Genomic DNA, 22,040 nt, shown 5'->3' on the forward strand with positions numbered 1-22,040 from the left:
ATCACTGGTTGGCCGAGACCGACCAGGATGGCAAATTCGCCCGGCACTGCACGAAATGCGGAAAAGTTGATCGGCGCGCGGTGCGGCGTTCCGGACGCCCTGCCTATGATGGCCCGCCCAGCTCAGACATCCCCGAACCTCCGAGTAGCTTTTGACCCAACTTGCCTGCCGGTTACTGTCAAAGGATGATCCGTTGGAACGAAGGGCTGTGGGCGTTGCTTGTCCTGCTCTCCGCGGTACTGATGGCCTGCGGGCTGGCCGACACCTTCACGTTCATCGTTGAGCCGCCCACGTATCCGGTGGGGCACCGGCTCGTGCTGCTCGGCGCCCTCGGGTTTGCCGGCGCCGCGGCGTGGGTCTGGCTGCGGGGCGGAGCGTTATGGGTGAAGGTCCTCACGGCCCTGCCGGCGGTGGTGGTCGGCGGCCTTGCCCTGCAGTTTGAGGATGGGGGCTGGGGCTGGCTGACCGGGCTCGTCCTGATCCCCGCAGCCCTCGCCGCGATGCTGTCGCACCTGTTGGCGTATGACCCTCGCCCGCGGACTGCCTAGTAAACGGAGCCTTCCAGCAGTTCGGAGAGCCTGCCTGCCGCACGCCGTAGTTCAGGAACTCCGGCCTTCAGTGCCGCCTCGCTGGCTGCCTCCAGCGGACTGGTCAGCGAAATGGACTCACTGGGCCGGACCATCCTGTTCGGGATAGCAACGGCCACCGAGAGTTCCCACAGTTTGCGTCAGCCGAATTCGGGGCAGGTGGGCCGCCACTCGCCAAGCGCGCCCAGGTGGCTCTCCCACTCGGTGCGGCTGAGATTGCGGCCGGCCAGCCGGCAGGCCTGACCGACGTGGAACCGCGGGTCGAGGTTCCAGACGATAATCCCGGACTTGCCGTTGATGGCGACAGCCATTCCGTCAGGTCGCAGGACGCCGGGGCTGATGAAGGGAGCATCGGCCGGCAGGGGAGCTCCGAGCCGGATGCCGGTGGCCGTGTCGTACACCGAGACGGTCTGGTCATTGGCGCCGGCCATAAGCAACCGTCCGTCGTCGCTGACCTGCAGCAGGGATATCTCTCCGCGTGCGCCGGCGAGCGTGCGGAGGGCGCGCAGCTGTGCGTCGTAGTGGGTGATCTGCCCGCGGGCGTTCGAGCCGAAGACGGTGCCGTCGGGCGCGAGCACACTGACATCGCCGCCGGGCACGGCATCGATGAGAGTTTCACCCGTGAGTCCGTCCAGCAGGGTCATCACCGGTCCTTCCGGCGTTAAGGACGAAACCAGCACGCGCCCTGCGGTGTTGGTGGAGATGGAGCGTGGCTGGCCGTCGACGCGCAGGGTCGGCTCAACCCGTGTCATGGCCGGGGCGGCTATCGTCCAGATGGTGCCGTCAGCGAACAGCACGTGGAGCCGGTCCCCGGATGCCGCGGGCCAGAAATTCATGGCTTCGAGGGGTACCTCATCCCCGGTGATGCGCTCGCCGGTGACGGCATCCAGATATCCGAGGGCATCGGCCTCCGGAAAGTAGGCGGCAAGCACGTTCGGAGCAACCCAGCCGGCACCTTGGATCACTCCCATCCTCCGCACGCGTGCGTCGGCGTCGGCATCCCAGATGGAGAAGTCGCTGAACTCGTCACCGCGGCGCGATCCTTGCGTGCGCGTCGCCGTGACGAGGCGTGAGCCAGTGCGGTCGTAGCGGTCGAGATTGACCTGGCCTTCGGCGATCAGTGTGGCCACCAGCCCGCTGCCGTCCAACGCCCAGCGGGTGATCACGGGCTCGGACACGCCCACGGCCACCAGCGTCCGTCCGTCCGTGGAGACCATTAACTTGCCCACGTCGCCGCGCTGCGGGTCGAACCGTGCCCCGGTCATGCCGCCGTCGACCATTGACCGCTCTTCAATTTTGCCGAAACGGTCCCCACAATACGCCGTGCCGGACGCCTTTGAGGCGGCAAGCCACGGGCAGGGCTCCGGATGGGAACTGGAGAAACCTGTGCTCCACACAATGCGGGATTCCTCGAGATCAACCGCAGCCAGGCCGTTGTTGCCGGCGCCGACCACCAAGCCGCCGCCGGCGTCGACGAGTTGGACGTCCACCGTGCCGGGGGCCGCCTGGACTTGGGACACCACCCTCCCTGTCGTGGCGTCGGCGATGCGCAGGAGGCCGTCGCTCGATCCGACGATGAGCTTTCCCGCCGAGAATGCGACGCCCACGGTTGGTGGACTGTCAGGATCCTTTGGATTGTCGATTCGGCCGCGCAGCTGCCCGTTGGAAAGATCGAGGATGCTGACGTTGCCAGTCTCGGCGTCGACGAGGGCCGCGAATCCGCCGGCCGAGTCGACCACAAGATCGCCGCCGGTTGCGGCGACCGCGGTCGGTACGAGGACTCTGGTTCGTGCGGACAGCTCGAACGCACTGACCAAGGTGCAGCGGGCCGCCGAACCACACACTTCACCGTCCCCCGGTACAGCGGCCACAATGCGTCGTCCGTCGGCACTCAGCCTGAGGACTGCACCTTCGACGGCGTTCCGTCCGTTGGTTGCCGACCCGACCGGCTCGCCCACGGCCGACGTCGCAAAGTCGTGCCGCGCGATAGTCCCGTCGTTGAGAAGCACGGCCGCGCCGGTACCATCCGGCAATGCAGCAGCGACTAATCTGTCGACCCCCAAGATCCGCTGGTACCCAAGAAAGCCGGGCTCCGTGCTGAACACGCCGAGGACCGCGGACCGGGCGCGTGCGTCGTCCGGCCAGCGGCGGTAAGCCTCCACGGCCAGGAGGGCCGCCAGGTCGCGGGTGGACGTCCGCAGGGCGCTCGACTGGCCCACCATTGCTTCGAGTTGGGCCTCCTGCTGGGCGGCACGGGATTCCTCGCTGCGGCGCGAGGCCGCCACCGTTCCGTTGATAGCGAGGAGACCCGCGATGACGGCGACACCCAGCACGCCGGCGACAGTCCTCAGCAGCCGCCGGAGGCGGACGTTCTGGCGCGCATCGTTCACGGCCCGCTCCAGGCGCTCCCGTTCGCCGCGATCGGCTTCCTCGATGGAGGCGCGGATGAAGCGGGACTCGGTTCGGGTCAGATTCCCCGGCTTCTCCTCGTTGAGCTCCCTCGCCGCGACCACGCGCGCGCCGCGGTACAACTCGTCGTCGCTTTCGCCTGACTCGGCCCAGCCCACCGCCGCCCTGCTCAGGTGCTCCAGCACGCGTTGCGCTTCGCGGTCCACCTCGAGCCAGTCCCGCAGGCGGGGCCATGCGCGGCTGATCGCCTCGTGGCTGAGGCTCACCATGTCCGCCTCCACCGTGAGCAGACGCGCGGCGGCGAGCCTCCTCACGATGCTCTCAAGTCTCCTGTCGTCGGTGAACGCACGCAGAGGCAGGGGCCGGTGGACGATCGAATCGCCGGTGGTGATGGTGACGAGCCGGAGGAGAAGGAGCCGGCAGCCTTGGCGGTCGGGTTCCGTCATTGAAAGATAGAGCTGTTCGGCCGTTCGGCTGATCGACCCGCTGAGCCCGCCCGTTCCGCGGTAGGCCTCGAGCGTAAGCATGGAGCCCTCGCGCCGGGCCCAGGTCTCGGCGAGGGCATGGGCGAGCAACGGCAGGCCACCCGGGTGGGCCACGGTCTCGCTCACCATAAGATCCACCAATCCGGCTTCGAACGCCAGCGCCGCCTGCCGGGCTGGCTCTTCGATGGCGGCTGTCAGCGCGGGCCCCGCGGGCGCCGTCAGCATCTGCAGGCCTCTCGCCATGAGTGGGGCGATCCCCGGCTGGGTGGCGCATGCATCGAGGAGATCAGACCGGACCACGATCGCGACCTGGTGTCCTTCGTCCAGGCGCCGCGAGACGCCGGCACAGTATTCCTCAGCCGGAACGGGCGCCGAGTCGGCGAAGGCCTCCTCGAACTGGTCGATGACGAGCAGGTGCCGCCCGCCGTTGCCGGCGCTGGGTGCCGGCAGGGGCCGGGCAGGAGTGGTGATGGTGACCTCGTTGCCGCGGCTCAGGAATACTGGTGCCACCCCGGCCCGCAGCAGCGAGGATTTGCCACACCCGGACGGCCCGGAAACCACGCAGAATCCGTCGCGGGTGAGCCTTTCAACTGTGGCCGCGATGTCGGCATCCCTGCCGAAGAAGCGTTCCGCATCATCGATTCCGAACGGGGCGAGGCCCGGATAGGGGCACGAGGCGTCGCCATCCCCTGACACGGGCACGTCCAGGAGCCCTGGATCCTGCTGAAGAATCGCCTTTTCGAGTGCCTGAAGTTCTGCGCCGGGGTCAGCGCCGAGCTCATCCGTGAGCAGCGCGCGCACCCGGCGCAGGGTGGCCATCGCATCCCCTTGCCGCCCCGAGCGGTACTGCGCGAGGGCCAATGCCCACCAACGGGCTTCGCGAAGGGGTTCGGCCGCGACCGAGCGTGCCGCGTCAGCCGCGACCGTGGGGTGGTCCCCGGAGGCGAGCCGGGCGCGGAGCAGGTCGTCTTCGACGCCGAGCCGTAACTCGAGGATCCTCGCGGTCTCGTCGGCGGCTCCCCGCCAACCGTTGAGCGCAGGGAACGGGTCCACGGGCGCGATCGCCAGGGAACGCCTGAAATCGGCGACGGCGCGGCCCGGCTTCCCGCTGTCCAGATGCATCCGTCCCCGCACGATCTGGTTCTCGAACTGGGAGATATCCAGGTCGCCGTCCTCCAGCTGAAGCCGGTATCCGTTCGCTGAGGTTTCGATCCGGTCGCTGCCCACCGCACGCCGTACCACCCCGACGGATGCCTGAAGCTGCTTGCGCCACGTGCCCGGAAGATCATCGCCCCAGATGGCGTCGGCGAGTGTGGCGGTGGAGGTGACCTCGCCGTTCCGCAGCGCGAGAACGCTGAGCACGATTTGCTCACGCGGAGCGAGCCTCTGCGCACCGTCCACCTGAACGGCTCCGAGCACGGATACACCCATGAGGCATTGTCGGCGTGCCCGGAGAGCAGAGTCAATGGAGCCAAGATTCACGCATACCGGATGGATACCGGCCCGGCCGGTGCGGATACCGCCGGGTGTGACGATGCAGGCATGAATACAACATCGAAAGTGACTTCCCGACGCCGGCGCCCCACCGCGGCGGTAATCCTTGCGAGCGTCCTGCTCGGGGCGCTCGGCGCCTGCACCTCTGGTGACCAGCTCGGTGCCGCGAACGTCTGGTCCCTAACTCGGCCCGAAGCAACGGCCGGTGGCGTGGTCCTTTCCGTCGAAGACGGTGCCCGGTGGACAGGCGACGGCCTGCAGGTGGGCGGCGTCGGCTACGCCAGCACGCCGGCGCCTGGCCCCATCGCCACGGATTCAAGCTTCACGGTGAGCGCCTGGGTACGTCCCACCGGGCAGCCCAAAGAGTACGCCACGGTCCTGAGCCAGGCCGGTGTAGTGGCTGGCGCATTTTTCCTGGGCGTGGCAGAGGGGTTCTGGTCGTTCTCGGTTAAACCCGGGGATGGCAACGGTGGCAGCTTCGTGACCAACCGCGACCGGGCGTCACGAGTCGAGGTGAAACCGGGCGCCTGGGTCCATCTCGCCGGAGTCTATGATTCCGCCGGTGGGCGGGCGCACTTTTTCCTCAACGGCTATCCGGCCAGCGTCGACGGTGTAGCCACCGCCCCCGTGTTCGCCGCGAAAGGTCCACTTCTGTTCGGCCGCGGCCAGGCGCACGGAGAAGCTGAGGGCTTCTTCGACGGCACCCTTGCTGACGTGAGGACCTGGCCGCGTGCCCTTGACGCGGCGGAGGTGAATGCCGCTGCGCTGATCGCTGCGCCGGATGGCGCCACACTCGATCGGCCGGAACAGTCGGGAGCGTCGGCCTGCCCGAATCCGCACGGTGGCGTCTGCCTGGGTCCCCTCAGCACGGGTACCCACTCAACGACGTCCTTTGCACCGAAACTGTCGTACACAGTCCCTGAAGAATGGACCAATGGTGAGGACCTGCCAGGCAATGTCCTGCTGGGCCGGACCGACGATCCGGAGACAGGCGTCTGGGGCGGCAGCTACATCGGCGTGTACCAGAACGTCCGTGCCGCGTCACCCTGCGGCGAAGAGGCCCAGCCCGGGGTCGGTACGAGCGCGGCGGAACTCGCCGCGTGGTACCGCACCGTGCCGGGCCTCGAATTCGTGGGAGACGTGCCCGTATCAGTAGGTGGTTTGTCCGGCTTCGCCCTGGACTTGCGGGTGCGTGACGGCTGGACGAGCCCCTGCCCGCTCGACGGCGTCATCCATGCGGTTCCCGTCATCATCGGCGGCGGCGTTTCCGACCTGCACCACGTCATGGGCGGACCACTGGAAATGCGACTTATCGTCCTCGATTGGGAGGGAGGAAACGTCGCGATCGAGGTGACCACGGTGCTCGAGCAACACAGCCTCGTGGACTATCTCGGGCAAGCCGGAGCCGGCGCAGTGGTCGATTCCTTCAAGTTCGGTTCATGACGGCGTCGCTCGGCAAAGCAGTTAAGGTGCCCCGGGCCGGGCCGCGTTGGGGGCCGGCCCGGGGTCGGGTTCGTTGCGGTCTGTCAGTTCAGGTCGAAGCGGTCCAGCTCCATCACCTTCACCCAGGCTGCGACGAAGTCGTTGACGAACTTCTCCCGGGCGTCCTCGCTCGCATAGACCTCGGCCAGCGCCCGGAGCTGGGAGTTGGAGCCGAACACCAGGTCCACCGGGGTGGCGGTCCACTTCAGTTCATCAGTTGTGACGTCCCTGATCTCGTAGACGTTCTCCTCGCCCTCCGACGCCTTCCACTTGGTGCCCGGGGAGAGCAGGTTGACGAAGAAGTCATTCGTCAGGAGCTGGGGCCTGTCGGTGAGGACGCCGTGGGCGGAACCGCCGATATTGGCGCCCAGGGCACGCAGGCCTCCGAGGAGCGCTGTCATCTCCGGCGCGGAGAGGTCCAGCATGTACGCCTTGTCCAACAGAAGAGTCTCCGGCTGGACCTTCACACCCGGGCGCACGTAATTGCGGAACCCGTCCGCCCGCGGCTGCAGGTACTGGAAGGACTCGACGTCGGTCTGGTCTTGGGCGGCGTCGGTACGTCCGGGCCGGAACGGCACGGTGACGGCGAAGCCGGCATCCTTCGCGGCTTTCTCGACCGCCGCGCAGCCGCCAAGGACGATCAGGTCTGCGAGTGAGACCTTCTTGCCCCCGGAGTTGAACTGCTCCTGAACGGCTTCGATGGCCTGCAGCGCAGTCGCCAATTTCTCGGGCTCGTTGGCCTCCCAGCCGCGCTGGGGCTCCAGCCGGATCCGTGCCCCGTTGGCGCCGCCGCGCTTGTCCGTCTTGCGGAACGTGGAGGCCGCCGCCCACGCCGTGCTGGCGAGCTGCGAGACGGACAGACCGGAGTCCAGGAGGCTGGCCTTGAGGGATGCGATGTCCTGTTCATCGATCAGCTGGTGGTCGACGGCGGGGATAGGGTCCTGCCAGAGCTGCGGCTCCGGGACCCATGGCCCAAGCAGGTTGGGGCTGACGGGGCCCATATCGCGGTGCAGCAGTTTGTACCAGGCCTTGGCGAACGCGAGTGCGAACTCGTCCGGGTTCTCGAGGAAGCGCCGCGAGATCTTCCCATAGGTCGGGTCGACACGCAGCGACAGATCGGTGGTGAGCATCGTGGGTCGGTGCTTCTTCTCCGGGTTGTGGGCGTCCGGGATGATTTCCTCTGCGTCCTTGGCTACCCATTGCTTGGCACCGGCAGGGCTCTCGACGAGCTCCCACTCGTGCGCGAACAGGATCTCGAAGAAGCGGTTGCTCCATTGGGTCGGCTTGTCGGTCCAGGTGACCTCAAGGCCGGAGGTGATGGTGTCCGCCCCCTTGCCGGTCCCGTGGGTGCTGAGCCAGCCCAGGCCCTGCGTCTCGAGGGTGGCGCCCTCAGGCTCGGGGCCAACGGCATCGGCGTTACCGGCGCCGTGGGTCTTGCCGAAGGTGTGGCCGCCGGCGATCAGCGCAACGGTCTCCTCGTCGTTCATCGCCATGCGCTTGAAGGTCTCGCGGATGAAGGCAGCGGCTGCGGCGGGATCCGGATTGCCCATCGGCCCCTCGGGGTTGACATAGATCAGGCCCATTTCGGTGGCGCCGACGTCGTCCGCCATCTTGCCTTCGCCGGTGTATCGCCCTTCGCCGAGCCACTCGTCCTCAGGCCCCCAAAAAATCTCCTCGGGCTCCCACACATCCTCGCGGCCGAAGGCGAAGCCAAAGGTCTTGAATCCCATCGACTCCAGGGCTACGTTTCCTGCCAGGACGAGGAGGTCGGCCCAGGAGAGCTTCTGGCCGTACTTCTGCTTCACCGGCCACAGCAGCCGCCGGGCTTTGTCGAGGTTGGCGTTGTCCGGCCAGCTGTTGAGCGGCGCGAACCGCTGGCTGCCGTCCCCTGCCCCGCCGCGGCCGTCGTGGACGCGGTAGGTGCCGGCGGCGTGCCAGCTCAGCCGGATCATCAGGCCGCCGTAGTGGCCGAAGTCCGCGGGCCACCAGTCCTGGGAGGTGGTCAGGACCTGCGTAATGTCCTGTTTCAGTGCTTCGACGTCGAGCTTCTGGAACTCCTCGCGGTAGCTGAACGAGGGGCCAAGCGGATTGCCGGCCGGGTGGTGGGAATGGAGCACGGAGAGGTTCAGCTGGTTGGGCCACCAGTCCGCGATGGTCCGCGGCCGGTGCGCCTTGGGCTGCGGCGCGTCGATCGCAGGGTTTTCACTGTCGCTGCCCTGTGCGGTTGCGCTGTCGGGGGCAACGGGGTACTCACCCTCGGCCCTGGAGTCCGGAGCATCGGCGCTTCCGGGGGTGGGGACCGGGGGTTGTTCCTGGCGATCGGTCATGTGCTTCCTTCCCTATGGCCGAGGCCGCGGTCGGACTCGGGCAACCGGTCTAACCTTCCCATTTGACCACTTAAGGGCCGCGCGGGGGAGGGGTAATCATAAGGTCGCCAACGCAAAAGGCAGGACGGCCCGCTGGTGTGCACCAGCTGGCCGTCCTGCCTTTATTGCATTGTCACGAAACCGGGAAGTTACCTCGGATCCGCCCGGTGGGCTTCGAGGTCCTCGAGTGACTTGCCCCGGGTGTCGGGGGACAGGAGGGCCGCCAGGGCAGCGACGACGCAGATGCCGAACGTGGCCAGCCCGATAACCAAGGGAACGTTCGCCGTTCCGGGGGGAGCGATGGCCGTGAAGATGCTCGGGAAGAACGATGCGATCATGAGGCCCAGGTTTTGCGACACGGCGAAGCCGGTCACCCGGATCCGCATGGGGAACTGCTCCTGGAAGAACGTGGCGAAGGTTGCGTTCCACATCTGGAAGAAAATTCCCTGCACAATCACGATGCACACGAAGACCAGCGCGAGGCTCTTTTGCTCGATTGCCCACAGGTATCCGCCCGCCAGCAGGCCGCCGCCGATGCCGCCGGCCACCATCAGCATGCGCCGGCCGATTTTGTCGGACAGGCCGCCGAACAGCGGGATGGTGGCAACGGCCACAATGTTGGCCACGAGGGTCACCCAGAGGAATTCGCTGCTGGAGAAGCCAATGCCGTAGCCCTTCTGGGTGGCGTAGGAAACACCAAAGATGAGCGTGGCCATGCCAATCACGTTGGTGAAGGTCATCAGGACACAGCGGACCAGGACCCACGGGTAGGAGCGCAGGAGGTCAACGAGCGGGAACCGGGGCTTTGCCTTGCCCTTTTCGGACTGCGCCAGATACGCCGGCGGCTCCTGCACGCGACGGCGAATGAAGTAGCCGGCCAGGATCACAAAGGCGCTGAGCAGGAACGGGATCCGCCAACCCCAGGACTGGAACTGGTCGGCCGGAAGAAGTGCGGAGAGTGGAAGCAGGACAGCGGTGGCCAGGATCGATCCGACCTGCGTGCCCTGCAGGCTGAAGCTCGCGAAGAAGCCGCGCCGGGCATCTGGGGAGTGCTCTACGATCATGGCGCTGGCTCCGCCGAGTTCGCCTGCCACCGCGAACCCCTGGATCAGCCGGAGGATCACCAGCAGGACCGGTGCCAGGACGCCCACCTGGCCGTACGTGGGCAGGAGTCCAACGGCGAAGGTGGCGAAGCCCATCAGCAGCATGGCAAAGACAAGCACCTGTTTGCGGCCGTGCCTGTCCCCGTAGGCGCCCAGGACAACGGCGCCCACCGGGCGGGAGACGTATCCCACGGCATACGTCGCGAGTGAGGCGATGATCGCCACGGTGGGGTTCTCTGTGGGGAAGAAGATGGCAGGGAAGACGAGGGTTGCGGCCAAGGAGTACAGCGCGAAGTCGTAGTACTCCAGCGCGCTTCCGATCCAGCCGCTCATCGCGGCTTTCTTCGGATCCCGGCGTCCGTTTTCGGCTTCGAGGATGGGGCGGGTGTTCCCGCGGGTGGTGCTCATGTGGATGTATTTCCTTCGTCGTCATCGGCAAGGAACCGGAGCTGTTCTGTTCCGGATGGTCAGCGTGACCGTGACTGGTTCAAGAGCTTGGAAAGCCCTTTCCCTTGAATCGTTTCATCAAGAATATGACGTGATCCGGGTTACGTCAAAAGCGGCGCGGTGCATCCTGAACCGGCGGCTACCCCGCTACCGGCGCCGGCGGGCTACTGGATCACCACGGGCGCTTCCCCCACTGTGGCTTCCTAGTGGACGGCACCCAGCTCGATGAGTAGGACACCGCCGATGATAAGGCCGAGCCCGAGCATCATGACGGGCGTGATCGTCTCCTTGAAGAAGACGCGGCTTCCTACGGCGGTCAGGGCGACGCCGGCGGCGGCCCAGATGCCGTAGGCAACGCCGAGGCTCATTCCCTGGTCCAGGGTGAACGTGAGCAGCGTGAATGCCAGGAAGTACCCGACGCCGACAGGTATGTACCAGCGTCGCTTACCGGTGGACGCGACACGCAGCAACAGGGTGGCGCACACCTCGGTAAGGATTGCCCCCGCCAGCAGCAGCCACATCATGGGCCGACCATTTCCTTTGCCGGCTCTTCGGCCGGCGTCTTGTGCGATCCGAGTTCAACGCAGAGCACCCCGCCGATGACCATGGCGACTCCGATCAGCATCATGGGGGTCAGTGCTTCGCCAAAAATGATGGCGGCCAGCAACACGGTGAGTGTTACTCCCAGCGCAGCCCAGATGCCATAAGCAACTCCGAGGCCCAGGCCCTTGCGGAGGACTCCTGCGAGGAAGGCAAAGGAAGCGGTGTAACCGACAACAACCACCACGAAGAAAGCAGGATTATCCAGGGCCGCTTTCAAGGAAAGGGATGCAGTCACCTCACTCAGGATCGCGCCGGCGAGAAGAATCCACTTCATTTATTTAGTCCTTGAGAATCATCGGGGCTTGGTCCCCGTGAGTGCAACGGCGTGAGTGCAGTTGGTGTTCCCGGCCTTCCCACCCAACGAAGACAGGTGGGAAGCCGAGGACCGCTGGTTACGCCTGGGGGACCAGCTGGGAGCCGGCCACCGCTGAGCTGCCGAGGTCACTCCTCGTCAGGGCCTGGCGGCTGTCCAGCGCCTCAATCCAAGCAGCAGTGTCCGCCACCGCCGCCCAGTTCGAGTTCAGCAGTGTAAGAAGTGTCGTGTGGACAGTTTTTGCGTCAGCAAAACCTGCATCGTTGGCGAGACTAATGGCCCCGGTGGCATCTGAGAGAACCTCGGTGCTGAAGCCGAGGAGCTCTGCCTCCACGGCTGAGGCGAGCACGCAGTTGTTGGTCATGTAGCCCACCAGGGTGACCGTGTCGACGTCGTGCTCCCGCAGCCAGGTGGCGAGGTCCGTGCCGGCGTACACGGACCCGTACTGCTTGACCACTGGCTTCCATGCGGCCGTTTTGCGGCGTTCGATCTCCGGGTGCAGGTCGAACTCCGGCGTGCCGGGCGCAAAGGCCGGCGCGCCAACACCGGCGGAGTGCTGGATCACGGCGATGGGAATTCCGGCGGCGGTGGCAGCGTCTACTGCCCGCGCAATCGTGGGCAGCGACTCCTGGTGGGGCGGGTACTGGATTTCAAGCGGGCCGCCGAAGTACTGCTGCTGCACGTCGATGAGGATGAGGGCGCGGCGGGGGCTGGTCATGTTCTTGGTTCTCCCTGATGGTTTGCGTGCCGCCTTCTGGCGACGTCTCCACTCTTCCTGCTGCCGACGAATGAAAACAGTGGCACGCAGGCGGATATACGATGAAATCGGGCCAATGTCCGGGAAGAGGTACAGGTTGAGGATCGCGGTATACGCCTTCGACGGGGCAACGATGTTTCACCTTGCGGTTCCGCAGATGGTTTTTGACGAGGTGGCCCGCCAGGGCCTTGCCGGCTGGAAGACGGTTCTCTTTTCGGACCAGGCAGGCGGGATAACAACCGCTGAGGGCTACCGGCTGGGCGGGGTGAAGGGGCCCGGGGCCGCGGAAGAGGCGGACATCGTGGTGGTGCCGTCATGGTTCGACGACGGGCGCGCGCTCACTGATTCGCTGCGGCGTGTGCTCCAAGGCGCGCACGTCCGGGGCGTGCCGATTTTGGGGTTGTGCCTTGGCGCGATCCCTGTGGCAGATGCGGGGCTGCTGGCGGGGCGGCGGGCAGTGACGCATTGGCAGGCGTTTGATGCTCTTGCGGTGCGGCACCCCGATGTCCCGCTGGACCAGTTTGTGCTCTACATCGACCACGGAGACGTCCTGACATCGGCCGGCACAGCTTCTGCGCTGGACGCCTGCCTGCACGTGGTGCGCTCCCGGCTGGGGGCGGAAGCAGCGAACCAGGTGGCACGCAGCCTGGTCATTGCGCCCCACCGGGATGGCGGCCAGGCGCAGTACATCGACCGGCCGGTCCCGCCGCGCGCCACGGATGATCCCATCTCGCGGCTGCTTGAATGGGCGCTGGGCCGACTGGGTGAACCCCTCACCATTGACCGGCTCGCGGCCCAGGCGCATTTGAGCCGCCGCACCTTCGTTCGGTCCTTCCGGGCCGCAACAGGTACGACGCCGGCAGCCTGGATCCGCGCGCGCCGCCTCGACGCAGCGCGGCGTCTGCTTGAGACCACCGACCTGCCAGTAGACCAGGTTTCCGCCGACTGTGGATTCGGCAATGCGGTCACCTTGCGGCAGAACTTCGCTGCCGCCTTCTCCACGACGCCCACGGAATACCGGCGGCGTTTTGATACCCGGGTTGGGTAACGGGCTGCGCGCGTCCTCGCCCGGCGCCTACCTCGGAGCGTCCGCCACCTCGGCCGGCGTCCATCCCAGCGCCGGACCCAGTGTGCCTGCGATGTCGGTGAGGATCTGGACGTAGTCCTCATGCTCGAAGCTGAAGGGCAGTGCGAACGCCACCTCGTCGACTTCCTGGAATCCCGCGTGTGCGTAGAGCTGCTCGGCGATCTCATCGCTGGTGCCGATGATATCCGGCGCGAACAACATGCGGTTGGGCCCCTGCGGCGCTTGGGTGCGGGGCGTGCGTTCATCCACGTAGCGCCGGTACTTTTCCCGCTGACCCGGCGACGCCGAATCGGTGGGGATCACCACCAAGCCCTGTGAGACCCTGGCTGGCCCCAGCGCCTGTGGTGACGCGGCGGCGGCCTCACGATAGGCCCGGATCTGCGATTGCTGAACGCGGGCAAAATCCGGATCCTGGTCAGTCCCGGGGAAGACCACACTGCTGGACAGCAGGTTGAAGCCGTTTGCGCCTGCCCAGACGGCCGACTTATTGCTTCCCGCCCCATACCAAAGCCGGTCCCGCAGCCCGGCGGAGTGCGGCTCCACACGGTTGGAAAATTCCTCGGTCACACCTTGCCTGCCGGAAAATTCGCGCACTTTTTCCCCTGCGACCAGCCGGGCAAACCGCTCCACGCGGGCGTAGCTGAAGTCCTCCAGCTCCGAGGAGTCCGGGTACAACTCGTGTTTCACCGTGTCGTAGTGCATGGGTTCGCCCACGCTCAGCCCGGGATTGATGCGTCCCCCGGCGAGCAGATCCACCGTGGCAAGGTCCTCGGCCAGGCGCAAAGGGTTTTCCCAGCCGAGCGGGGTGACCGCGGTGCCAAGTTGGATCCGGGACGTGCGCTGGCTCGCGGCAGCCATGACTGCCACCGGGGACGATATGCCGAACTGCAGATGGCGGTGCCGGAGCCAGGCACTGTCGAACCCAAGCCGCTCGCCAAGTTCAATGATTTGCAGTGTTGATTCGTGGCCAGCCGCGGGGTCCGCCGGATCGAACAGACCGATAGTGAGGAAGCCAAGCTGGCGCAAGGGACGGGTGGGCTCGGGCATGTGTGTCCTTCTGAGTTTGTTCTGCGTTCAAACTATTGTGACGGGGCGAGGCAAACCTGGCAGGAGTGGCTCGCCGGGTCGCGAGGGGGACTGATGCTGGAGCCCCGACATGGCAGCCTCGACCCCCAATTGATCATCAGAAATTCATCAGCGCGGGCGGCAACCGCGTCGTCCTAGCGGTCATTGCCTAACAATCAGAAGCCGTACGGTCCGAATCGGGCGATGGCAATACCGGCGGCAAGGACGCCCAGGATTGCGTTGACGATGACGTTGGTCTTCTCGCCGCGCCGGGCGTGGGTAATGGCAGCACCGGCCATGAGGACGGAGATCCCTGCGGCAGCCAAGGGAACCAGGACGGTAGCGATGTTAAGAAGCGCAGGGAGGACAAGTCCCAGCGCTGCGAGGACTTCCAGGCCGCCGATGCCCTTGACGGTTCCATCGGAGAAGTCCTCGGCCCATCCCTGTCCTGAGGCGGCCAATTTTGCCTTGGGCTGGGCGATTTTCATGGTTCCGGCGGCAAGGAAAAGAAGTGCAAGAACTGCTGTGACGATCCAGAGGGTGATGTTCATGGTGTTGTTCTTTCTCGAGGATTGATTCGTAGTCGGGAGGGGGGAGTTATGCGCCTGCTGCGTGGCCACTGTCGGCGAGGATTTCGCGGACCATGGGAACCACCTTGCTGCCGTAGAGTTCCACGGCTTTCAGCCGGGCGCTGATGGGCTGGGTCCCGGCGGTGAAGATGAGGTCAAACCGGCCTACGTCCATGGCTGCCGCTGTCCGTGCGATCTTCTTGGCCACAGTTTCCGGGGACCCGATGTACATGGAGCCGTGCTCGATCTCCGCTTCGAACTCTTCGCGGCGGACCGGCGGCCATCCGCGGAGTGCTCCGATGCGGTCGCGGACCACTTTGTAGTGGGGCCAGAAGACCTCCTTGGCCTCGTTGTCGGTGTCCGCAATGAAACCGGGGGAGTGCATCCCCACGGGCCTGGCCGTCGTTCCGAACTCCGCAGATGCCCGCTTGTAGAGGTCGATGAAGGGTGTGAACCGCTCCGGCTGGCCGCCGATGATGGCGAGCATCAGGGGGAATCCGTACTTTGCCGTCCGGACAACTGAGGCCGGTGTTCCGCCCACCCCAACCCAGGTTTTGAGGCCGCTTTCCGTCTTGGGGTACACATCGGCGTTCACCAGCGGGGCACGCGTGGTGCCGTTCCACGTGACCGGTGCTTCCTTGAGGAGCTGGGCGAAGAGTTCGATCTTCTCCTCAAACAGGACGTCGTAGTCCTTCAGGTCGTAGCCGAAGAGCGGGAAGGACTCCGTGAAGGATCCCCGTCCCAGAATGACGTCGGCACGGCCGTTGGACAGGGCGTCCACGGTGGCAAACCGCTGGAATACGCGCACCGGATCGTCGGAGCTGAGGACCGTTACGCCCGATCCCAAACGGATCCGGGAGGTCACCGTGGCCATGCCGGCCAGTACCGTCTCCGGCGTTGACACGGAATATTCCGGGCGGTGGTGTTCCCCAACGGTGAAGACGTCCACGCCGAGCTGATCGGCAATGACGGCCTCGTCCACCAACTGCCGGATGGCCCGGGCGTGGCTGACGGGGACGCCGGCGTCGTCCAGCGGGACATCGCCAAAGGTATCCAAACCAAAGATCATGATCGCACTGCCTTCGTAATTGATATGTCAATTACTTAATTGACGCGTCAATCATCACCCGGGTATGGTTGACATGTCAAGCGAGGAGAAAATGTCATGGAGCAGACCAGCAGGGTCGGACGGCGGAGCCCCACTGCGGACGAGCTGGGCATCTGGCGCGAGTACGTGGAGACCAGCGAGGAAATTGTGCAGGCGATGGCGGCAGGACTGCAGGCCACCTCAGGCATTTCCCCGGGTGACTACGGCGTTCTTCTGGCGCTGAGCGAGGCGGATGAACACCGGCTGAGGTCATCGGCGCTGGCCGAGGGCATCGGTTGGGAGCGGAGCAGGCTCTCACACCATCTGGGGCGCATGGAAAGCCGCGGCCTCATCTGCCGGAAAAAGTCCGGCCATGACAGCCGCGGGGCAGTGGTGGAACTGACTGATGAAGGCGCACGCATTTTCCGGGCATCGTCTGCCCCGCATCTTCGCCTTATTCGCCAGCTGTTTATCGAGGCACTGGCTCCGGAAGACCTGGAAGACCTTGGCAGGATTGTGGGCAAGTTGCGGCAACACCTGAAAGAGGAAGCCGGCCTGACGGCCTCAAGCTGAGGGTTGGGGGCCGCAGGCCTGACCCGCGCATAACCTGCTGCCGGACTCCGTTAGGGTTGATCCGTGCGAGCCATCCTTCAGCGGGTCACCCGAGCCGAGGTCACCGTCGACGGCGAAACGGTGGGGTCAATTAACCGCCCGGGACTGGTTGTCCTGGCCGGCGCCACCCACACGGACACCCCAGACGATGCGGCCGCCCTCGCCGCCAAGATCTGGACCCTGCGGATCCTGGACGGCGAGAAGTCGTGTGCCGACCAGAACGGCCCGCTGCTGGTGGTCAGCCAGTTCACGCTGTACGCCGACACCAGGCGCGGGCGGCGCCCGTCCTGGTCGGACGCGGCGCCGGCGGACACCAGCGAGCCCTTGATTGACCACCTGGTCGCTTCCCTGCGCGGCCTTGGTGCGGAGGTGTCCACCGGGCGGTTCGGGGCCATGATGCAACTGTCCCTGATCAATGACGGACCGTTCACCATCAGCCTCGACACCGCCGATTTTTCAGCTCCCCGCCGAGGCTGAGAGCGGCGGACCGGATAGGGAACCGGTAGGGCTCCTTGGGCGCTGAATACGCTGTACGAGAACCCGCCCAATTCTCCCGGCAGCCCACTGGTTGCCCCCAGCAACCAGACGTAAACTGACCTTCGAACCGCTTCCCGCGGGACCGAAATGGTTGGAGCCGCCTTGCTCTGGAAACTGCTTGTTGAATACCTGCGGCCGCACCGGCAGCTGCTGATCGCCGTCGTCATTTTCCAGCTGGCGCAGTCCATCGCCTCCCTGTACCTGCCCACGCTGAACGCCGACATCATCGACGAAGGCGTGGCCAAGGGCGACACCGGCGTCATCCTCAACCTCGGCGCCCTCATGCTGGGAATCACCCTGCTGCAGATCATCTGCGCGGTGATCGCCGTGTACTTCGGCGCGAAGGCCGCCATGGGCACGGGAAGGGACCTCCGGGGCGCCATCTTCGCCCGCGTGGGCGAGTTCTCCGAGCAGGAAGTCACCAGGTTCGGCGCGCCCAGCCTGATCACCCGGTCCACCAACGACGTCCAGCAGGTCCAGCAGCTGGTGCTGATGGCAGCCACCATGATGGTGGCCGCGCCCATGCTCGCCGTCGGCGGGGTGATCATGGCCGTCCGGCAGGACGTGCAGCTGTCCTGGCTGATCGCGGTCGCCGTTCCCGTGCTGCTGATCGGGGTGGGAGTGATCATCACCCGGATGGTGCCGCTGTTCCGGAAGATGCAGAAGCGGATCGACACCGTGAACCGGGTGCTCCGCGAGCAGCTCACCGGCATCCGGGTGGTGCGCGCGTTCGTCCGCGAGGACATCGAAACGGCCCGCTTCGCCCAGGCCAACGACGACGTCACGGACACCGCGCTCCGGGCCGGCCGGCTGATGGCACTCGCGTTCCCCGTGGTGATGCTGGTGCTGAACGTCTCGTCCGTGGCGGTGATCTGGTTCGGTTCGTTCCGGATCGAGGACGGCTCCATGCAGGTGGGCACCCTGATCGCGTTCCTGAGCTACCTGATGCAGATCCTGATGTCCGTCATGATGGCCACCTTCATGGCGGTGATGATCCCGCGCGCCGCCGTCTCCGCGGATCGGATCGGCGAGGTGCTTGGTACGGAATCGAGCGTCCGGCCGCCCAAGAATCCGCTCAGCAGCGCCGTGCGCCGCGGCGAGCTGGAAATGGTCGACGCCGGATTCGCCTACCCGGGTGCCGACCAGCCCGTCCTCTCCGGGCTCAGCTTCACCGCCAGGGCAGGGCAGACGACGGCGATCATCGGCAGCACCGGCGCCGGCAAAACCACCCTGGTGAACCTCATGCCGAGGCTGTTCGACGCCACCACCGGCTCGGTCCGGATCGACGGCGTGGACGTCCGCGAGCTGCACCCGGACTTGCTCTGGGGGCACATCGGCCTCGTCCCGCAGCGGCCCTACCTGTTCACCGGCACCGTCCGCAGCAACCTGCAGTACGGCAAGCCGGACGCCACCGAGGACGAGCTCTGGACCGCGCTGGAGATCGCGCAGGCCCGGGATTTCGTGGAGGAGATGGAGGGCGGGCTGGATGCGCCCATCTCCCAGGGCGGCACCAACGTCTCGGGCGGGCAGCGGCAGCGCCTCGCCATCGCCCGGGCCCTGGTGAAACGGCCCGAGCTGTACATCTTCGACGACTCCTTCTCCTCGCTGGACACCGGTACCGACGCCCGGCTGCGGCAGGCCCTCAAGCGCAGCACCGCAGGCGCCACCCTGGTGATCATCGCCCAGCGGGTCTCCAGCATCGCGGACGCGGACCAGATCCTGGTGCTCGACGACGGCAGGATCGTGGGGCGCGGAACGCACAGTGAGCTGCTGGAAACCTCGGAAACGTACCGCGAGATCGTCTCCTCCCAGCTCGCAGCGGAGGAGACGGTATGAGCACGCCGCACCGGCCGCCGTCGGGCGCTCCGTCCTCAGCCGGCGCCGCTGGAACCGCACCCGGCTCGAAAACCGGGACTGTCGACGTCGTCCGCATCCCACGTCCGGCGGGCGGACCGGGACGCGGCGGGCCGTTCGCGGGGATGAACGTCCCGGCGGAGAAGGCGATGAACTTCGGGCCGTCGGCCAAGCGGCTGCTGGGCACGCTGCGGCCGGAGCGGGCGTGGCTGCTGCTGGTGCTGGTGATGGGCGTGGCCAGCGTGACGCTGTCGGTGATCGGGCCGCGGCTGCTGGGGGAGGGCACCAACCTGATTTTCGCCGGGGTGGTTTCCAAGGAGCTGCCCGCGGGGGTGAGCAAGGCGGAGCTGATCGCGCAGCTGCGGGCCGCGGGGGAAAACCAGAAGGCGGACATGCTCACGCCCATGGCGCTGACGCCGGGCGAGGGGATCGACTTCGCGGCGCTGTCCAGTGTGCTGCTGTGGGCGCTGGTGCTGTACGTGCTGGCGTCGGCGTTTATGTGGGTGCAGGCGTATGTGCTGAACGGGGTGGTGCAGCGGACGGTGTACGGGCTGCGCGAAGAGATCGAGGCGAAGATCCACCGGCTGCCGCTGCGGTATTTCGATTCGATCCAGCGTGGCGAGCTGCTGAGCCGGGTGACGAACGACGTCGACAACATTTCCCAGAGCCTGCAGCAGTCCATCAGCCAGGCGGTCACGTCGGTGCTGACCGTGGTGGGTGTGCTGGTGATGATGGTGATCCTCTCGCCCACGCTGGCGCTGATCGCGCTGGTGACCATTCCTTTGACGCTGGGGATCACTGCGCTGATCGCCAAGCGCTCGCAGAAGCTGTTTGTGGCGCAGTGGAAGCACACGGGGGAGCTGAACGGGCAGATCGAGGAGACCTACACCGGGCATGCGCTGGTGAAGGTGTTCGGCCGGCAGCGCGAGGTGGAGGAACGGTTCCGGCAGAAGAACGTGGAGCTGTACGACGCGAGCTTCGGCGCGCAGTTCATTTCCGGGCTGATCATGCCGGCCATGACGTTCATCGGGAACCTGGTGTACGTGGGGATCGCGGTGGTGGGCGGCCTGCAGGTGGCGTCCGGGGCGATGCAGCTGGGCGATGTGCAGGCGTTCATGCAGTACTCGCGGCAGTTCACCATGCCGCTGGCGCAGCTGGGGTCCATGGCCAACCTGCTGCAGTCCGGGGTGGCGAGCGCCGAGCGGGTGTTCTCGCTGTTGGACGAGAAGGAGCAGTCGCCGGATCCTGCTTCGGGGGTTTCTGTTGACGGGGCCGGGCGGGGGCGGCTGGTGTTTGAGAACGTGTCGTTCTCGTATTCGCCGGACAAGCCGCTGATTTCTTCGCTGTCTTTGGTGGCGGAGCCGGGGCAGACCGTGGCGATTGTGGGGCCCACCGGGGCGGGGAAGACCACCTTGGTGAACCTGATGATGCGGTTCTACGAGCTGGATGCCGGGCGGATAACGCTCGACGGCGTGGACATCACCTCGGTGCCGCGGCGTGAGCTGCGCTCTCGGCTGGGTATGGTGCTGCAGGATACGTGGCTGTTCGGCGGGACTATCCGGGACAACATCGCGTATGGCCGGCCCGGGGCTACCGAATCCGAGATTTTGGAGGCGGCCCGGGCGACGTATGTGGACCGGTTCGTGCACTCGCTGCCTGACGGGTACGACACGGTGCTGGAGGACGAAGGCTCCAACGTGTCTGCCGGTGAGAAGCAGTTGCTGACTATTGCGCGGGCGTTCCTGGCGCGGCCGTCAGTTCTGATTCTCGACGAGGCTACTTCGTCTGTGGATACCCGGACCGAGGTGCTGGTTCAGAAGGCGATGAGTGCGTTGCGGTCCGACCGGACTTCCTTCGTTATTGCGCACCGCCTGTCCACGATCCGCGACGCAGACCTCATCCTGGTGATGGAGGCCGGCCAGATCGTGGAGCAGGGAACGCACGCTTCGCTTTTGGCTGCGGGCGGGGCATATGCCCGGCTGTACGAGGCGCAGTTCGCGGCTCCGGTGGCGGAGGTCTGAGGTTCTGATGGCAGGTTTCAGAGAGACGGTATCCCTTCCGCGTAACGCTGCCTCCCTTGGAGTGCACTTATTGCGCCGCGGTCCACTCTCGTGAAACTGCAGACGTGCCTTCCAGGATCGCTTTCACCTTCTCGACGTATTGCCGGCAGAACGCACGGTAGTGCAGTTCGTATTCTCTAAGCTGTCCTTGAGCTTGCACCGAGTGGGTGAAATAGCGCCCATATTCCAGCATTGTTGTACCTTCTGAGGTCTCCCGGAGAAAAACACGCCCTCGTGCAGACGGATCTTCGCTGCTGCTTCCGTAGCTCAGCGCTCCTGGAAGGCGATGTAATCTTGGCCGAAAATTCGCAACTCGTCACAATGATGAGGAAACTCCTGGCGTCATATTTCCTGGACGAACTCAGGAGGATCAACACCCACGTCTCTTTCCAGGCAGAGATTCTGTTGCTAGTTTGACCGCATGGATGCTGCGACTACCGGCCTCCTCGGTGGCCTTGCCGGGGTATTACTCGGTGGCTTCCTGACCTATGTTCTTGACCGCAGGAATGCTGTTTCTATGCGGTTGCACGAGTCAAGAATTGAGGCATACAAACTCTTTGCCAGTTGTGCGATGGACTACCGGCGGGCCGTGATGGACCAGTGGTTTGAAGACCACCGATTGCAGAACTTGACTGAGGATGACGATGTGCACCGGGCTCGTAGCGCGGCATGGTCGGCCTACTATGGCGTCCGCCTGGTCACCGGCAATCCGCAACTGGGGACAATGGGGCGTAACATCCTAGACCGGATCACGGAGCTAAAGGATGTAGAACACCGGGAAGAACTAAACCGTCTGGGTGAAGCCTGTCGGGACGAGGTGGATGGTTTTGTCGAAAAAGCCCGGAGGGATGTGGTGGCGACTAGATCCGTATGACCTGCCTATGCAGGAGTCCTACGGAGCCGGGCAAACCGTGGCGATTGTGGGGCCCACCGGGGCGGGCAAATCCACGCTGATGAACCTGATGATGCGGTTCTACGAGCTGGATGCGGGCCGGATAACACTCGACGGCGTGGACATCACCTCCGTGCCGCGGAGTGAGCTACGCTCGTGGATCCCGTGGCGGAGGTTTAGGGAACGGGCGCGGCCTCTTGAGACCGCGCCCGCTGGAAAGTACCGCCACCG

Annotated in this window: 17 protein-coding genes and 2 pseudogenes; 9 read left to right on the plus strand and 10 right to left on the minus strand. The window is 65.7% G+C overall.

Annotation, left to right across the window (positions count from 1 at the left end):
* Positions 1–185 precede the first annotated feature (185 nt).
* Positions 186–548, plus strand: a complete 363-nt coding sequence (locus EYS21_RS13405) for a hypothetical protein (protein WP_131133706.1) — start codon at positions 186–188, stop codon at positions 546–548.
* Here the strand turns inward: EYS21_RS13405 and EYS21_RS13410 are convergent.
* Positions 545–712, minus strand: a pseudogene (locus EYS21_RS13410) (IclR family transcriptional regulator); the annotation flags it as partial. The gene EYS21_RS13405 and the pseudogene EYS21_RS13410 sit on opposite strands and share 4 nt — an antisense overlap.
* A gap of 15 nt (positions 713–727) precedes the next feature.
* Complete coding sequence (locus tag EYS21_RS13415) at positions 728–4,900, minus strand: BTAD domain-containing putative transcriptional regulator (protein ID WP_165478312.1); 4,173 nt, start codon at positions 4,898–4,900, stop codon at positions 728–730.
* A gap of 141 nt (positions 4,901–5,041) precedes the next feature.
* On the opposite strand from EYS21_RS13415, the gene EYS21_RS13420 reads away from it, so the two are divergent.
* Complete coding sequence (locus tag EYS21_RS13420; protein WP_165478313.1) at positions 5,042–6,418, plus strand: LamG domain-containing protein; 1,377 nt, start codon at positions 5,042–5,044, stop codon at positions 6,416–6,418.
* Positions 6,419–6,501: 83 nt separating this feature from the next.
* Here EYS21_RS13420 and katG read toward each other — a convergent pair whose 3' ends face one another.
* The 5 genes from katG to EYS21_RS13445 form a co-directional block, all read right to left on the minus strand.
* Positions 6,502–8,784: a catalase/peroxidase HPI gene (katG, locus tag EYS21_RS13425; RefSeq protein WP_131133709.1), complete on the minus strand. Its 2,283-nt coding sequence runs from the start codon at positions 8,782–8,784 to the stop codon at positions 6,502–6,504.
* 188 nt (positions 8,785–8,972) lie between these two features.
* A complete protein-coding gene (locus EYS21_RS13430) occupies positions 8,973–10,334 on the minus strand; it encodes an MFS transporter (protein WP_131133710.1) in 1,362 nt (453 codons plus the stop codon).
* 242 nt (positions 10,335–10,576) lie between these two features.
* A complete protein-coding gene (locus tag EYS21_RS13435) occupies positions 10,577–10,897 on the minus strand; it encodes an SMR family transporter (protein WP_131133711.1) in 321 nt (106 codons plus the stop codon).
* On the minus strand, positions 10,894–11,250 hold the full coding sequence (locus EYS21_RS13440; protein WP_131133712.1) for an SMR family transporter: 357 nt from the start codon (positions 11,248–11,250) through the stop codon (positions 10,894–10,896). Before EYS21_RS13440 ends, EYS21_RS13435 begins: the two co-directional genes overlap by 4 nt.
* Positions 11,251–11,368: 118 nt before the next feature.
* The gene (locus EYS21_RS13445; protein WP_131133713.1) at positions 11,369–12,007 is read right to left on the minus strand and encodes an isochorismatase family protein; all 639 of its coding nucleotides are present in this window, start codon (positions 12,005–12,007) and stop codon (positions 11,369–11,371) included.
* Between the two features lie 136 nt (positions 12,008–12,143).
* Between EYS21_RS13445 and EYS21_RS13450 the strand changes: the two genes are divergently transcribed.
* Positions 12,144–13,094: a helix-turn-helix domain-containing protein gene (locus EYS21_RS13450; RefSeq protein WP_207307766.1), complete on the plus strand. Its 951-nt coding sequence runs from the start codon at positions 12,144–12,146 to the stop codon at positions 13,092–13,094.
* 27 nt (positions 13,095–13,121) lie between these two features.
* On the opposite strand, the gene EYS21_RS13455 is transcribed toward EYS21_RS13450, so the two are convergent.
* The 3 genes from EYS21_RS13455 to EYS21_RS13465 all read right to left on the minus strand — a co-directional run bounded on the left by EYS21_RS13455 (position 13,122) and on the right by EYS21_RS13465 (position 15,836).
* Positions 13,122–14,180, minus strand: a complete 1,059-nt coding sequence (locus EYS21_RS13455) for an LLM class flavin-dependent oxidoreductase (RefSeq protein ID WP_131133715.1) — start codon at positions 14,178–14,180, stop codon at positions 13,122–13,124.
* Between the two features lie 194 nt (positions 14,181–14,374).
* Complete coding sequence (locus EYS21_RS13460; RefSeq protein ID WP_131133716.1) at positions 14,375–14,749, minus strand: DoxX family protein; 375 nt, start codon at positions 14,747–14,749, stop codon at positions 14,375–14,377.
* A gap of 46 nt (positions 14,750–14,795) precedes the next feature.
* On the minus strand, positions 14,796–15,836 hold the full coding sequence (locus tag EYS21_RS13465; protein WP_131133717.1) for an LLM class flavin-dependent oxidoreductase: 1,041 nt from the start codon (positions 15,834–15,836) through the stop codon (positions 14,796–14,798).
* 96 nt (positions 15,837–15,932) lie between these two features.
* Here EYS21_RS13465 and EYS21_RS13470 point away from each other — a divergent pair, with 96 nt between their 5' ends.
* From EYS21_RS13470 to EYS21_RS23925, 6 genes and pseudogenes are all read left to right on the plus strand, one after another.
* Positions 15,933–16,427 (plus strand): MarR family winged helix-turn-helix transcriptional regulator, encoded by a 495-nt coding sequence (locus tag EYS21_RS13470; RefSeq protein ID WP_131133718.1) that lies wholly within the window; start codon positions 15,933–15,935, stop codon positions 16,425–16,427.
* 63 nt (positions 16,428–16,490) lie between these two features.
* Positions 16,491–16,943 (plus strand): D-aminoacyl-tRNA deacylase, encoded by a 453-nt coding sequence (gene dtd / locus EYS21_RS13475; RefSeq protein WP_131133719.1) that lies wholly within the window; start codon positions 16,491–16,493, stop codon positions 16,941–16,943.
* Between the two features lie 162 nt (positions 16,944–17,105).
* Positions 17,106–18,839 (plus strand): ABC transporter ATP-binding protein, encoded by a 1,734-nt coding sequence (locus EYS21_RS13480; RefSeq protein ID WP_131133720.1) that lies wholly within the window; start codon positions 17,106–17,108, stop codon positions 18,837–18,839.
* On the plus strand, positions 18,836–20,878 hold the full coding sequence (locus EYS21_RS13485) for an ABC transporter ATP-binding protein (protein ID WP_131133721.1): 2,043 nt from the start codon (positions 18,836–18,838) through the stop codon (positions 20,876–20,878). Before EYS21_RS13480 ends, EYS21_RS13485 begins: the two co-directional genes overlap by 4 nt.
* Before the next feature lie 460 nt (positions 20,879–21,338).
* A complete protein-coding gene (locus EYS21_RS13490) occupies positions 21,339–21,791 on the plus strand; it encodes a hypothetical protein (RefSeq protein WP_131133722.1) in 453 nt (150 codons plus the stop codon).
* A gap of 7 nt (positions 21,792–21,798) precedes the next feature.
* Positions 21,799–21,951, plus strand: a pseudogene (locus EYS21_RS23925) (ATP-binding cassette domain-containing protein); the annotation flags it as partial.
* Between the last annotated feature and the right edge of the window lie 89 nt (positions 21,952–22,040).

This window comes from Arthrobacter sp. S39, from assembly GCF_004320525.1.
Lineage (GTDB): Bacteria > Actinomycetota > Actinomycetes > Actinomycetales > Micrococcaceae > Arthrobacter.